The organism is Burkholderia contaminans (assembly GCF_029633825.1).
GTDB classification, from domain to species: Bacteria; Pseudomonadota; Gammaproteobacteria; order Burkholderiales; family Burkholderiaceae; genus Burkholderia; species Burkholderia contaminans.
The window spans coordinates 1,804,253-1,818,080 of the sequence record NZ_CP090640.1 but is presented as its reverse complement, the minus strand read 5'-3'; the positions used below and the strand labels follow the sequence as shown (position 1 = coordinate 1,818,080).

At 67.8% G+C, this 13,828-nt stretch carries 13 protein-coding genes; 6 read left to right on the top strand and 7 right to left on the bottom strand.

Annotation, left to right across the window (positions count from 1 at the left end; all coding sequences use genetic code 11):
• Positions 1-5: 5 nt before the first annotated feature.
• Positions 6-1,214: an NO-inducible flavohemoprotein gene (hmpA, locus tag LXE91_RS08490; protein ID WP_039361369.1), complete on the bottom strand. Its 1,209-nt coding sequence runs from the start codon at positions 1,212-1,214 to the stop codon at positions 6-8.
• 92 nt (positions 1,215-1,306) lie between these two features.
• Positions 1,307-1,858, bottom strand: coding sequence for a cob(I)yrinic acid a,c-diamide adenosyltransferase (locus LXE91_RS08485; protein WP_039361370.1), 552 nt, complete (start codon positions 1,856-1,858; stop codon positions 1,307-1,309).
• Between the two features lie 172 nt (positions 1,859-2,030).
• Here LXE91_RS08485 and LXE91_RS08480 point away from each other — a divergent pair, with 172 nt between their 5' ends.
• The 4 genes from LXE91_RS08480 (at position 2,031) to glcF (ending at position 7,818) form a co-directional block, all read left to right on the top strand.
• On the top strand, positions 2,031-3,440 hold the full coding sequence (locus LXE91_RS08480) for an FAD-binding oxidoreductase (protein WP_039361566.1): 1,410 nt from the start codon (positions 2,031-2,033) through the stop codon (positions 3,438-3,440).
• 41 nt (positions 3,441-3,481) lie between these two features.
• Positions 3,482-4,975 (top strand): FAD-linked oxidase C-terminal domain-containing protein, encoded by a 1,494-nt coding sequence (locus LXE91_RS08475; RefSeq protein WP_039361371.1) that lies wholly within the window; start codon positions 3,482-3,484, stop codon positions 4,973-4,975.
• 185 nt (positions 4,976-5,160) lie between these two features.
• The gene (gene glcE / locus LXE91_RS08470; RefSeq protein WP_039361372.1) at positions 5,161-6,249 is read left to right on the top strand and encodes a glycolate oxidase subunit GlcE; all 1,089 of its coding nucleotides are present in this window, start codon (positions 5,161-5,163) and stop codon (positions 6,247-6,249) included.
• A 342-nt stretch (positions 6,250-6,591) separates the two neighbouring features.
• Positions 6,592-7,818 (top strand): glycolate oxidase subunit GlcF, encoded by a 1,227-nt coding sequence (gene glcF, locus LXE91_RS08465; RefSeq protein WP_039361373.1) that lies wholly within the window; start codon positions 6,592-6,594, stop codon positions 7,816-7,818.
• A 7-nt stretch (positions 7,819-7,825) separates the two neighbouring features.
• Here the strand turns inward: glcF and LXE91_RS08460 are convergent, their stop codons facing one another.
• Positions 7,826-7,951 (bottom strand): hypothetical protein, encoded by a 126-nt coding sequence (locus LXE91_RS08460; RefSeq protein WP_259397673.1) that lies wholly within the window; start codon positions 7,949-7,951, stop codon positions 7,826-7,828.
• Here LXE91_RS08460 and LXE91_RS08455 point away from each other — a divergent pair.
• Both LXE91_RS08455 and proC read left to right on the top strand, forming a co-directional pair.
• Positions 7,950-8,648 (top strand): YggS family pyridoxal phosphate-dependent enzyme, encoded by a 699-nt coding sequence (locus tag LXE91_RS08455; protein WP_039361568.1) that lies wholly within the window; start codon positions 7,950-7,952, stop codon positions 8,646-8,648. The genes LXE91_RS08460 and LXE91_RS08455 overlap by 2 nt on opposite strands.
• A gap of 54 nt (positions 8,649-8,702) precedes the next feature.
• Positions 8,703-9,515, top strand: coding sequence for a pyrroline-5-carboxylate reductase (gene proC, locus LXE91_RS08450; protein WP_039361374.1), 813 nt, complete (start codon positions 8,703-8,705; stop codon positions 9,513-9,515).
• Between the two features lie 159 nt (positions 9,516-9,674).
• On the opposite strand, the gene ubiA is transcribed toward proC, so the two are convergent.
• From ubiA to katG, 4 genes are all read right to left on the bottom strand, one after another.
• Positions 9,675-10,538, bottom strand: a complete 864-nt coding sequence (gene ubiA / locus LXE91_RS08445; RefSeq protein ID WP_039361380.1) for a 4-hydroxybenzoate octaprenyltransferase — start codon at positions 10,536-10,538, stop codon at positions 9,675-9,677.
• A gap of 232 nt (positions 10,539-10,770) precedes the next feature.
• Positions 10,771-11,259, bottom strand: coding sequence for a non-specific DNA-binding protein DpsA (gene dpsA / locus LXE91_RS08440; protein WP_039361381.1), 489 nt, complete (start codon positions 11,257-11,259; stop codon positions 10,771-10,773).
• 120 nt (positions 11,260-11,379) lie between these two features.
• Positions 11,380-11,514: a hypothetical protein gene (locus tag LXE91_RS08435; RefSeq protein WP_256093560.1), complete on the bottom strand. Its 135-nt coding sequence runs from the start codon at positions 11,512-11,514 to the stop codon at positions 11,380-11,382.
• Between the two features lie 101 nt (positions 11,515-11,615).
• Positions 11,616-13,802 carry a catalase/peroxidase HPI gene (gene katG, locus LXE91_RS08430; protein ID WP_039361383.1) on the bottom strand — a complete coding sequence of 729 codons (2,187 nt, stop codon included), beginning with the start codon at positions 13,800-13,802 and terminating at the stop codon, positions 11,616-11,618.
• Between the last annotated feature and the right edge of the window lie 26 nt (positions 13,803-13,828).

The window sequence follows — 13,828 nt, the reverse complement described above, 5'->3', positions numbered from 1 at the left end:
GCGCATCACTCGAGCGCGCCCGAACCGAAGATCTCGGTATTCACGCGTTCCGGCGCGACGCCCAGCGCGACGAGCGCGTCACGCTGCGCCTTCATGAACCCGATCGGGCCGCAGATGTAGTAGTCGGCATCCGGCACGAGCGCGTATTGCTGCACGCGCTCCGGCGTGAGGCGCCCTTCCAGGTCGTGGTCGATGCCGGCGCGATCGTTCGGGCCAACCCGCTCGTACAACACCGTGCGCTTGACGTCCGCATGCTCGCGCACCGTATCGTTCAGCCAGTCGCGGAACGCGTGCACCGCGCCCGAGCGGCAAGCGTGGACGAACCGCACGTCGCGCTGGCTGCCCTCGGCGACCAGCGTCGACGCCATCGACATCATCGGCGTGATGCCGACGCCGCCGGAAATCAGCACCACGGGCGTCTCGACGCCACGCTTCAGCGAGAATTCGCCCATCGGCGCGGTCACTTCGACGATCGCCCCCTCTTCCACGCCGTCGTGCATCAGCGTCGACACCTTGCCGGCCGGAATGACTTCCGGCTTGCCGGCTTCACGCTTCACCGAGATGCGCAGCCACTTGCGGTGCGGCGCGTCGGACAGGCTGTACTGGCGCGGCTGGTCGACGCCCAGGTCGCCGACGAAGCGCTTCACCGTGATGTACTGGCCAGGCTCGAACGTCGGCGCCGCGCCGCCGTCAGCCGGTGTCAGGTAGAACGACGTGATCTCGTCGCTCTCGCGCACCTTGCGCTCGACCTTGAACGGACGGAACCCGCTCCACGCGGCGCCCGCGTACAGGTCGGCCTCGACGCCGATCAGGATCTGCGCGAGCTGGCCGTACGCGACGCGCCACGCCTCGAGGGTTTCGGCATCGACCGCGTCGCCCAGCACCTCGACGATCGACGCAAGCAGGTTTTCGCCGACGATCGGGTAATGCTCGGGGCGGATGTTCAGGCTCGCATGCTTGTGCGCGATCCTGGTCACGGCGCCGCCCAACGCGCCGAGATTGTCGATGTTCGCCGCATACGCGTAGACGGCTTTCGCGAGCGTTTCCGGCTGGCTGCCCGTCTTCTGGTGCGTCTGGTTGAACAGGTTCTTCAGTTCCGGATGGCGCGCGAACATGCGCTGGTAGAAGTGCTTCGTGATCGTCGCGCCGTGCACGGCGAGGACAGGGGCAGTGGCCTTCACGCGAGCCATCTGGTCAGCGGTGATGTGGGTCATGTTCGTTCTCCGTTAAACATGCACACACAATACATCTTTAAAAATCCATGCTCCCCGGACAAATTGTCGCAGTGCGTCAAAGGGGCAAGCCGTCAACGGACGCGGCCGCGCTCCCAGAGCACGTCCGATCCGCCGTCCGTGCGGTTCAGCACGCGCGCCAGCACGAACAGCAGGTCCGATAGCCGGTTCACGTAGCGCCGCGGCGCATCGTTGAGCGTCTCGGTGCGCCCGAGCGCGACGATCGAACGCTCCGCGCGGCGGCACACGGTTCGGCACACGTGCGCGAGCGACGCCGCGCGCGAGCCCGCCGGCAGGATGAATTCCTTCAACGGCGGCAGCGTCGCGTTGTAGTCGGCAAGCCAGCGGTCGAGACGCGCGAGATGCGTGTCGTCGAGCACGGTATGGCCGGGAATGCACAATTCGCCGCCGAGATCGAACAGGTCATGCTGGATCGTCACGAGCGCCGTGCGGATCTCGTCAGGAAGCGTTTCGGCGAGCAGCACGCCGAGGTTCGAGTTCAGTTCGTCGACGTCGCCGATCGCGGCGATCCGCGTGTCGTCCTTGCCGATGCGCCGGCCGTCGCCGAGGCCGGTGGTGCCATCGTCGCCCGTGCGCGTGGCGATCTTGCTCAAGCGGTTGCCCATGCGAATGTCCTCTCGTGCGCGGCCGCAAGGCGGCCCGGTTGCGTTCGAACGCGATTATCGCAGCCCGTGGTGGCGGGCGCAGCGGGCGTTCAGCGTAGAATGGGCCGAAACCCTGCAGCACGGGAGCCGGGCCTGCGCCAACGCGCTCACCCGGATCGACAAGGAGACGTACGTGAATCACCCTGCCCAGCCGGCCGCCACGCGCCGCCCCCTTCCCCCCGCCATGCTCGATGCGCTGCGCGCCGCCTTCGGCGAGCGCGTGTCGACTGCCGACGCCGTCCGCGCCCACCATGGCCGCGACGAATCGCCGTTCGACCCGCAACTGCCCGACGCCGTCGTGTTCGCGCACAGCGCGGACGACGTGCGCGAAGTCGTGTCGCTGTGCTCGCTGTACAGCGTCCCGCTGATCCCGTACGGCGCCGGCTCCTCGCTCGAAGGCCACCTGCTCGCGGTGCGCGGCGGCATCTCGCTCGACCTGTCGGAAATGAACCGCGTGCTGTCGATCAATCCCGAAGACCTGACCGTGACGGTCGAGCCGGGCATCACGCGCAAGGCGCTCAACGAAGCATTGCGCGACACCGGCCTGTTCTTCCCGATCGACCCGGGCGCCGACGCGAGCATCGGCGGGATGACCGCAACGCGCGCGTCGGGCACCAACGCCGTGCGCTACGGCACGATGCGCGAGAACGTGCTCGGCCTGAGCGCCGTGCTCGCCGACGGCCGCGTGGTGAAAACCGGCTCGCGCGCCCGCAAGTCGTCGGCCGGCTACGACCTCACGCGGCTGTTCGTCGGCTCCGAAGGCACGCTCGGCGTGATCACCGAGATCACGCTGCGCCTGCATCCGCTGCCCGAAGCCGTATCGGCCGCGATCTGCACGTTCCCGTCGATGGGCGACGCGGTGCGAACCGTGATCGAGACGATCCAGATCGGCGTGCCGATCGCGCGTGTCGAATTCGTCGATGCGCTCGCGGTACGCTCGATCAACCGCCATTCGAACCTGACACTGGCCGAAGCGCCGACGCTGTTCTTCGAATTCCACGGCACCGAGGCTGGCGTGAAGGAACAGGCCGAGCTCGTACAGGCGCTCGCCGGCCAGAACGACGGCCAGGGCTTCGAATGGGCCACCCGCCCCGAGGACCGCAGCCGGCTCTGGGCCGCCCGCCACAACGCGTATTTCGCGATGCTGCAGTTGAAACCCGGCTGCCGCGCGGTGACGACCGACGTGTGCGTGCCGATCTCGCAGCTCGCCGCGTGCGTCGAGGAAACCGAGGTCGACCTGCGCGCGTCGTCGCTGCCCTGCCCGATCGTCGGCCACGTCGGCGACGGCAATTTCCACGTCGCGATCCTGATCGACCCCGACAAGCCCGAGGAAATCGCCGAAGCCGAGCATATCAACGACCGGATCGTCGAGCGCGCGCTGCGCCTCGGCGGCACCTGTACGGGCGAGCACGGCGTCGGGCTGCACAAGATGCGCTTCCTGCCGAAGGAGCACGGCGACAACGCGATCGATACGATGCGTGCGATCAAGCTCGCGCTCGATCCGCGCAACCTGATGAATCCGGGCAAGATTTTCACGTGCTGACACGGCGGCGCGACGCCGCGCCGCCTGCTGCAGGAGACCCCATGAACGCTCCCGTCGAACTGTCGAGCGCGGCACGCGCGCAGCGTCAGCGCGAAGTCGTGCAGGCGCTGATGGCCGTGCTGCCGACGCACTGCCTGCTGTACCGCGACGAAGACACGGCGCCGTACGAATGCGACGGCCTGTCGGCATACCGCCGCCTGCCGCTCGCGGTCGCGCTGCCCGAAACGGAATCGCAGGTGCAGCGGATCGTGCAGATCTGCCGCCGCATGGAGGTGCCGATCGTGCCGCGCGGCGCGGGCACGAGCCTGTCGGGCGGCGCGTTGCCGATCGCGCTCGGCGTCGTGCTGTCGCTGGCGCGCTTCACGCGCATCGTCGAAGTCGATCCCTACGCGCGCACGGCGACCGTGCAGCCCGGCGTGCGCAACCTCGCGATCTCGGAAGCCGCCGCGCCGTACGGCCTGTATTACGCGCCCGATCCGTCGTCGCAGATCGCGTGCACGATCGGCGGTAACGTCGCGGAAAATTCCGGCGGCGTCCACTGCCTGAAGTACGGGCTGACCGTGCACAACGTGATGCGCGTGCGCGCGGTGACGATCGACGGCGAGATCGTCGAGTTCGGCTCGCTCGCGCTCGACATGCCGGGCCTCGACCTGCTCGCCGTGATGATCGGCAGCGAAGGGATGTTCGCGATCGTCACCGAGGTCACGGTGAAGCTGATTCCGAAGCCGCAGACGGCCCAGCTCGTGATGGCGAGCTTCGACGACGTGGTCAAGGGCGGCGAGGCGGTTGCTGCGATCATCGCGTCGGGCATCATCCCGGCCGGGCTCGAGATGATGGACAAGCCGGCCACGCAGGCCGTCGAGGCATTCACGCACGCGGGCTACGACCTCGACGCGAAGGCGATCCTGCTGTGCGAATCGGACGGCACGCCGGAAGAAGTCGCCGAGGAAGTCGTGCGGATGACGGCCGTGCTGCGCGAGCATGGCGCGACGCGCATCCAGGTGTCGCGCAACGAACAGGAGCGGCTGCGCTACTGGTCGGGCCGCAAGAACGCGTTCCCGGCCGCCGGCCGCATTTCCGCCGACTATTACTGCATGGACGGCACCGTGCCGCGCCGCGCGATCGGCCCGCTGCTCGCGCGCATCGAACAGCTCGAGACGCGCTACGGGCTGCGCTGCATCAACGTGTTCCATGCGGGCGACGGCAACATGCATCCGCTGATCCTGTACAACGCGAACGATCCGGACGAACTGCACCGCGCCGAGCAGTTCGGCGCGGAAATCCTCGAATGCTGCGTGGAATTCGGCGGCAGCGTGACGGGCGAGCACGGCGTCGGCATCGAGAAGCTCAATTCGATGTGCGTACAGTTCTCGCCGCAGGAGCGCGATGCGTTCTTCGCGGTCAAGCGCGCGTTCGATCCGGCAGGGCTGCTGAATCCGGACAAGGGCATCCCGACCCGCGCGCGTTGCGCCGAGTACGGTCGCCAGCACGTGCGCGGCGGGCTGCTGCCGCACCCCGACCTGCCGCGCTTCTGAACATCGCGCGCGGTACGCGGCCCGTGCCGGCGGCCGGGTCGCGGCGGCGGGCCGCGCCCGCGTGGCCCGCTCGCACGACGGCGCAGGCATGCGGCCTGCAATACGGGGCTTAGGGATAGTCGCGATGTGGATTCGCGCCACCCCGGTACAATCGACCGAACAACAAGTCGAGGCAGCAACAGAACATGGAAGAGGACGACATCGTCGCCGGTTGGGCCGAGCGCATCCGCGCCGCCAGTGCCGACGGCCGGCCGCTGCGGATTCGCGGCGGCGGCACCAAGGACTGGTACGGCCAGGCGCTCGAGGGCGAAATACTCGACACGCGCGCGTTTCAGGGCGTCGTGTCGTACGATCCGGCCGAACTCGTCGTCACGGTCCGCGCGGGCACGCCGCTCGCGCAGCTTGAAACCGTCCTCGCCGAATGCGGCCAGATGCTGCCGTTCGAGCCGCCGCATTTCGGCCGTGCGGCCACCGTCGGCGGCTGCATCGCGGCCGGCCTCGCGGGCCCGCGGCGCGCCACCTGCGGCACACCGCGCGATTTCGTGCTCGGCGTCACGCTGATGAACGGCCGCGGCGAAATGCTGCGCTTCGGCGGCCAGGTCGTGAAGAACGTCGCCGGCTACGACGTGTCGCGGCTGATGGCCGGCGCGCTCGGCACGCTTGGGCTGATGCTCGACCTGTCGATCAAGGTGCTGCCGATGCCCGTCGCCGAAGTCACGCTGAAGTTCGAGATGACCGCGACCGACGCGGTGCGCAAGCTCAACGAATGGGGCGGCCATCCGTTGCCCGTCAGCGCGAGCGGCTGGCGCAACGGCACGCTCGTGCTGCGCCTGTCGGGCGCCGAAGCGGCCGTGAAATCCGCGAAGACGCTGCTCGGCGGCGAAGTCGTCGACGCGGTCGAGGCCGAGCGCTTCTGGGCCGGCCTGCGCGAGCACACCGACCCGTTCTTCAACGGCATCCCGCCCGGCTATGCGCTGTGGCGCCTCGCGCTGCCGTCGATCACCGAACCGATGCACCTGCCCGGCACCCAGCTGATGGAATGGGGTGGCGCGCAGCGCTGGTGGATCACCGATGCCGATGCTCAGACCGTGCGGATGAGCGCGAAGCAGGCCGGCGGCCACGCGACGCTGTTCCGTGCGGGCGACGCGTACGACCGCAGCGCGGGCGTGTTCACGCCGCTTCCCGCCCCGATGATGAAGATCCACCGCGGGCTGAAAGCCGCGTTCGATCCCGCGCGCATCTTCAACCGCGGCCGGCTCTACCCGGACCTATAGGGTCTGTTTACCTATGGAATGCACATGCGAATGCCCGAAATCGCCCGTCCCCCAAGGGGACTTCCTCCGGGGCGTAGGGCACGAAGTGAGGAGCGCCGTTTGGCCTTGCCAAACGCCCCGAAGGAAGTCCTCTTGGGGGACAAGCGACGAGCGACGCCGCCATACGGGCGATTTCGGGCATTCCCGTGGAATGGATTCTTTGATTAGGGGTTGTCACGAGAACGGCCGCTCGCCGCGTTGCGCTCCTTGGCGATACGTCAGTATTCGCGGCGTCACGCGCCTCGCGGCGAGCGGCCGTTCTCGTGGCAACGCATGCGCATTCCATAGGTAAACAGACCCTAAATGCAAACGAACCTCGCCGATTTCATCCGCAATACGCCCGACGGCGACGAAGCCGACGCGATATTGCGCAAGTGCGTGCATTGCGGGTTCTGTACCGCGACCTGCCCGACCTACCAGTTGCTCGGCGACGAACTCGACGGCCCGCGCGGCCGGATCTACCTGATCAAGCAGATGGTCGAAGGCGCGCCTGTCACGCGCAGCACGCAGCAGCACCTCGATCGCTGCCTCACGTGCCGCAGTTGCGAGACGACCTGCCCGTCCGGCGTCCAGTACGGCCGGCTCGTCGAGATCGGCCGCAAGCACGTCGAGGCGCAGGTGCAGCGCCCGGTGCAGCAGCGTCTCGTGCGCCGCCTGCTCGCGAGCCTCGTGCCGAACGCCGCGCTGTTCTCGCCGGTCATGCGGCTCGGCCAGCACGTGCGGCCGCTGCTGCCGAAGCGGCTGCGCGACAAGGTGCCGCCGCGCACGCGGCTGCTCGAATGGCCGCACCGCTCGCATACGCGCAAGATGCTGATGCTCGGCGGCTGCGTACAGCCGTCGATGCTGCCGAACATCAACATCGCGACCGCGCGCGTGCTGGACGCACTCGGCATCGAGACGGTCGTCGCGCCCGATGCGGGCTGCTGCGGCGCGATCCGCCTGCACCTGAACTATCACGACGAAGCGCTCGACGACGCGCGCCGCAACATCGACGCGTGGTGGCCCCACGTCGAGCAGGGCGTCGAGACAATCGTGATGAATGCGTCGGGTTGCGGCGCGACGGTGCTCGAATACGCGCACCTGCTGCGCGACGACCCGGCCTACGCGGAGAAGGCGCAGCGCATCGTGTCGCTCACGCGCGACATCTCCGACGTGCTGCTCGCATTCGAGGCCGAGCTCGCGACGCTCGCGCGGCGCCGCGCGATCCATACCGTCGCGTACCACCCGCCGTGCACGCTGCAGCACGGCCAGCAGTCGCGCGGCAAGGTCGAACGCCTGCTCGAGACGCTCGGCATCGACGTGCGGCTGCCGGCCGACAGCCATCTGTGCTGCGGGTCGGCCGGCACCTATTCGCTGACGCAGCCGTCGCTGTCATACCGGCTGCGCAAGCAGAAGCTGCTGAAGCTGCAGGCGCTGGAACCGCAGATGATCGTCTCCGGCAACATCGGCTGCATCGCGCACCTGCAGAGCGGCACGCAGATTCCGGTCGCCCACTGGATCCAGCTCGTCGAGCATCTGCTGTACGGTTAGCGCATGCTCATGCGAATGACGGATCGGCGCTGGGCGTCGCGCGCGGCGTCCGTATAATGGGCGGATCGATGCGTCGCGTGCCGCGGCGCATCCGCACCACGCCCGCTTCCGTGCCTGCTTTCGTGCCCGTCATGTCCGATCTCGCCGCCCGCCTCGAATCCGTTCATCGCCGCATCGCCGACGCCGCCCGCGCGGCCGGCCGCGATCCCGCCACCGTGTCGCTGCTCGCCGTGTCCAAAACGTTTCCCGCCGACGACGTGCGCGCCGCGCATGCGGCCGGGCAGCGCGCCTTCGGCGAAAACTACGTGCAGGAATCGATCGACAAGATCGACGCGCTCGCCGACCTGCGTGCGGACCTCGAATGGCATTTCATCGGGCCGCTGCAATCGAACAAGACGCGCCCGGTTGCCGAGCGCTTCGACTGGGTTCATTCGGTCGACCGGCTGAAGATCGCGCAGCGCCTGTCGGAACAGCGCCCCGCGCACCTGCCGCCGCTCAACGTATGCGTGCAGGTGAACATCAGCGGCGAGGCGTCGAAGAGCGGCGTCGCGCCGGCCGACGTGGCCGAGGTTGCACGCGCGGTCGCCGCGCTGCCGTCGCTGCGGCTGCGCGGCCTGATGGCGATTCCCGAACCGGCCGGCGACACCGACGCGCAACGCGCGCCGCATCGTGCGCTGCGCGCACTGTTCGACACGTTGTGCGCCGACGGCCTGCCGCTCGACACGTTGTCGATGGGCATGTCCGCCGATCTCGACGCGGCCGTGCTCGAAGGCGCGACGATCGTGCGCGTCGGCACCGCGATCTTCGGCGCGCGCGATTACTCGCACTGAACGCCACGCCCCTTTTCCGCCTTTCCGTTCACTCACTCGCTCATTCCCGACATCATGAAAATCGCATTCATCGGCGGCGGCAACATGGCCGCGGCCCTGATCGGCGGCCTGATCAAGCGCGGCGTCGCCGCTGACGGCCTGTATGCCATCGACGTCAACGAAGAAGTACGCGCGCGCGCCGCGCAGCAGTTCGGCGTGCGCACCGGCGCAGCCATCGACGCGACGCTCGCCGACTACGACGCGGTCGTGCTCGCGGTGAAACCGCAGGTGCTGAAGGACGTCGCGCAGGCGCTCGCGCCGCACCTGAAGTCGCAGCTCGTGATCAGCATCGCGGCCGGCATCCGCGGCAGCGATCTCGCACGCTGGCTCGGCGACTACGCGCGCGTCGTGCGCACGATGCCGAACACGCCCGCGCTCGTCGGCATGGGCGTGACGGGCCTCGCTGCACTGCCGGGCGTCGACGCGGCGGGCCGCGAACTCGCGTCGAACGTGCTCGGCGCGGTCGGCGAGATCGTGTGGTTCGACGACGAATCGAAGCTCGACGCTGTCACCGCGATCTCGGGCAGCGGCCCCGCGTACGTGTTCTATTTCATCGAAGCGCTGCAGGAAGCCGCGCGCCAGCTCGGCATGAACGACGAACAGGGCCGCGCACTCGCAGTCGCGACGTTCACGGGCGCGGCGCAACTCGCCGCGCAATCGGGCGAGCCCGCGAGCGTGCTGCGCGAGCGCGTGACGTCGAAGGGCGGCACGACGGCCGCCGCGCTCGCGTCGTTCGACGCGCAAGGCGTGAAGGATGCGATCGTGCGCGGTGCGCTCGCGGCCGAAGCGCGTGCGAAGGAGATGGGCGACGAGCTCGGCCGCGCGTAAGCGCACCGGCGGTGCCTGGCCGGCCCGGCGCCCGCTACACGGGGGGAGCGCCCTGCCCCGTCATGCTGATGTGCACGCACAACAAAAAAGCGGCCCGGGCCGCTTTTTTGTTGGTGCCGCGTTCCGCACCGCATACCGCCTGCGGTGAGATCGGGAAACTCAGCTCCCTGCCAGCAGGTAATGCACGGCGATCCCGGCGAACAGCACGCCGCCGAGCCAGTTGTTGTGCCGGAACGCCGCGAAGCACGGCATCCGCTCGCGGTCCTTGATCAACGTGTAGTGATACAGCGCACAGCCGGCGGCCGCCGCCCAGCCGGCCCAGTACGCGAGGCCGAAGCCGAGCGTCACGCCGATCCACACGTAGATGCCGAGCGTCGCCGCGTAGCACAGCATCACGGCCGCGACGTCGAAGCGGCCGAACGTCAGTGCGGACGTGCGGATGCCGATCTTGATGTCGTCATCGCGATCGACCATCGCGTATTCGGTGTCGTACGCGACCGACCAGAAAATGTTCGCGACCAGCATCACCCACGCGATCGCCGGCACCGTGTCCTGCACGGCCGCGAACGCCATCGGGATGCCGAAGCCGAACGCGATGCCCAGATAGGCCTGCGGAATCGCGAAGAAGCGCTTCATGAACGGATACGAGCCCGCAACGAACAGCGCGACGACGGACAGCTGCTTCGTCAGCGTGTTGAGCGGCAGGATCAGCAGGAACGAGATGAATGCGAGTCCGACCGCGATCGCGATGGCTTCCCACGCGCGGATCTTGCCCGACGTCAGCGGCCGGTCGGCCGTGCGTTTCACATGGCGGTCGAAGTCGCGGTCGGCGTAGTCGTTCATCGCGCAGCCGGCCGAGCGCATCAGCAGCGTGCCGAGCGAGAAGATCACGAGCAATGGCCAGCGCGGATGGCCGTCGGACGCGATCCACAGCGCGTTGAGCGTCGGCCACAGCAGCAGCAGGCTGCCGATCGGCTTGTCCATCCGGACGAGCCGCAGATACAGGGGAAAGCGGGCAAGCATGGCGAAGCACCGGGAAGATAACCCCGGCATTTTAGAGCCGAGCGGTGCTTCGCGTCATGTCGGCGCGGCTCGCGGGCGGTAGCGGCCGGACGCCAGCGCACTGCCCGCGCCCGCCGCACGTGGCCGAGCCGCGGCACGCATCAATCAAGGGACAGAGCCGGTGCACGCGTGGATCCACGCAGACGGGGGTGGATCAATCAGGGCCGGAGCCAGCATGCCGCGCGCGGCACACTTACGCGAGCAACGACCGCAGCATCCACGCAGTTTTTTCATGAATCTGCAGGCGCTGCGTCAGCAGGTCGGCGGTCGGCTCGTCGCTCGCCGCATCGGCAAGCGGAAAGATCGCACGCGCGGTACGCACGACGGCCTCGTGCCCTTCGACGAGCTGGCGGATCATGTCTTCCGCGGCCGGCACGCCCTTCGCTTCCGGCACCGACGACAGTTTCGCGAAATCGCCGAAGGTGCCCGGCGCGACGACGCCGAGCGTACGAATGCGTTCGGCAACCGAATCGACCGCGAGCCACAGTTCGTTGTACTGCTCCTCGAACATCAGGTGCAGCGTGTTGAACATCGGGCCCGTGACGTTCCAGTGGAAATTGTGGGTCTTCAGGTACAGCGTGAACGTATCGGCAAGCAGGTGCGACAGGCCCTCCGCGATCTTCTTGCGGTCCTTGTCGCTGATGCCGATGTTGATCTGGGCAGCTTGAATTTTCCTGGCCATGTTCCGGACTCCTTATTCAAGAAAGCAGAGCAATGAAAGCGAATCGGGCAATCTGCCTGTAGATACCGCACTACCCGCATACGCGGCCCGCCACGGCGCGTGGCGCGTGAAACGCCGCGCTCAGGCGATCGCGTGCAGCGCCTGCGACACCAGTTCGGCCGCACCGCCGATGACGATGGCGGATCCGACGACGTATCGCGCGACCTCGCCCGGCGTCGCCAGTGCAGCGCGCATGTTGTGCATCATTTGCGTCATGATCGTCACTCCTTCAACAAAACTCAAGGTCGGGAGAAACGGCCGGTCGGGCGACCGGCCGTTTCACGTTACTGCCTCACCGCACTACTGCGCGGCGACGCTTACGCAAGGTCGAAGCGGTCCAGGTTCATCACCTTGTTCCAGGCCGCAACGAAGTCGTGCGCGAACTTCTCCTTCGCATCGGCGCTGCCGTACACCTCGGCCAGCGCGCGCAGTTGCGAGTGCGAGCCGAAGATCAGGTCGACGCGCGTGCCCGTCCACTTGACTGCACCCGTCGCGCGGTCGCGCCCTTCGAACACGTCGTTCGCGGCCGACACCGGCTTCCATTCCGTGCCCATGTCGAGCAGGTTCACGAAGAAGTCGTTCGTCAGCGCTTCCGGACGCTCGGTGAACACGCCATGCTTCGCATCGCCGGCGTTCGCACCCAGCACGCGCAGGCCACCGACGAGCACCGTCATCTCGGGCGCGGTCAGCGTCAGCAGTTGCGCCTTGTCGACCAGCAGCGCCTCGGCCGGCGTCTTGTATGCGTGCTTCAGGTAGTTGCGGAAACCGTCCGCGACCGGCTCGAGCACGGCCATCGCTTCGATATCGGTCTCTTCCTGCGACGCATCCGCACGGCCCGGTGCGAACGGCACCGTCACTGCGATACCCGCATTCTTCGCGGCCTGCTCGACACCGGCCGCACCGGCCAGCACGATCAGGTCGGCCAGCGACACCTTCTTGCCGCCCGTCTGCCCATCGTTGAACGCCTTCTGCACGCCCTCGAGCGTCTCGAGCACCTTCGCGAGTTCAGCCGGACGGTTCACTTCCCAGTCCTTCTGCGGCGCCAGGCGGATACGCGCACCGTTTGCACCGCCGCGCTTGTCCGACCCGCGGAACGTCGCAGCCGACGCCCATGCGGTCGACACGAGCTGCGACACCGACAGACCGGATGCAAGCACCTTCGCCTTCAGCGCGGCGACGTCGGCGGCGTCGATCAGCGGGTGATCGACCGCCGGGATCGGGTCCTGCCACAGCAGGTGTTCCGCCGGCACGTCCGGGCCGAGATAGCGGGAACGCGGGCCCATGTCGCGGTGCGTGAGCTTGAACCACGCGCGTGCGAACGCGTCGGCGAACTCGGCCGGGTTCTCGTAGAAGCGGCGCGAGATCTTTTCGTAGGCCGGGTCGAAACGCAGCGACAGGTCGGTCGTCAGCATCGTCGGGCGATGCTTCTTCGACGCGTCGAATGCATCCGGAATCACTTCGCCTGCGTCCTTCGCGACCCACTGGTGCGCGCCGGCCGGGCTCTTCGTGAGCTCCCACTCGTAGCTGAACAGGTGCTTGAAGAAGTCGTTGCTCCACTGCGTCGGCGTCGAGGTCCACGTGACTTCGAGGCCGCTCGTGATGGCATCCTTGCCCTTGCCCGTGCCGAACGTGCTCTTCCAGCCGAGCCCCTGCTCTTCGAGGCCCGCGGCTTCCGGCTCGGGGCCGACGTTCGAGGCCGGACCGGCGCCGTGCGTCTTGCCGAACGTGTGGCCACCCGCGATCAGCGCGACCGTTTCCTCGTCGTTCATCGCCATGCGCGCGAACGTCTCGCGGATGTCGTGCGCGGCGGCAACCGGGTCGGGGTTGCCGTCCGGGCCTTCCGGGTTCACGTAGATGAGGCCCATCTGCACCGCGGCGAGCGGGCTTTCGAGCTCGCGCTTGCCCGAGTAGCGGCTGTTCGGGCCGCCGCTCAGTTCCAGCCAGATCTTTTCCGAACCCCAGTACACGTCGTCCGGTTCCCACGTATCGACGCGGCCGCCGGCGTAACCGAAGGTCTTGAAGCCCATCGATTCGAGCGCGACGTTGCCGGTCAGGATCAGCAGGTCGGCCCACGAGATGTTGCGGCCGTACTTCTGCTTGATCGGCCACAGCAGGCGGCGCGCCTTGTCGAGACTGACGTTGTCAGGCCAGCTGTTGAGCGGCGCGAAGCGCTGCTGCCCGCCGCCCGCGCCGCCGCGGCCGTCGGCCGTGCGGTACGTGCCGGCGCTGTGCCAGGCCATGCGGACGAACAGGCCGCCGTAGTGGCCGAAGTCGGCCGGCCACCAGTCCTGCGACGCCGTCATCAGCGCGTGCAGGTCCTTCTTCACCGCCTCGAGATCCAGCTTCTTGAATGCTTCGGCGTAGTCGAAATCCGGGTCCATCGGATCGGACAGCGCCGAATGCCGATGCAGGACGTTCAGGTTCAGCTGATTCGGCCACCAGTCCTTGTTCGTCGTGCCGCCACCAGCGGTGTGGTTGAACGGGCACTTCGTTTCGTTCGACATGCTTTTTCTCCTTGTCTTGCTCGTAG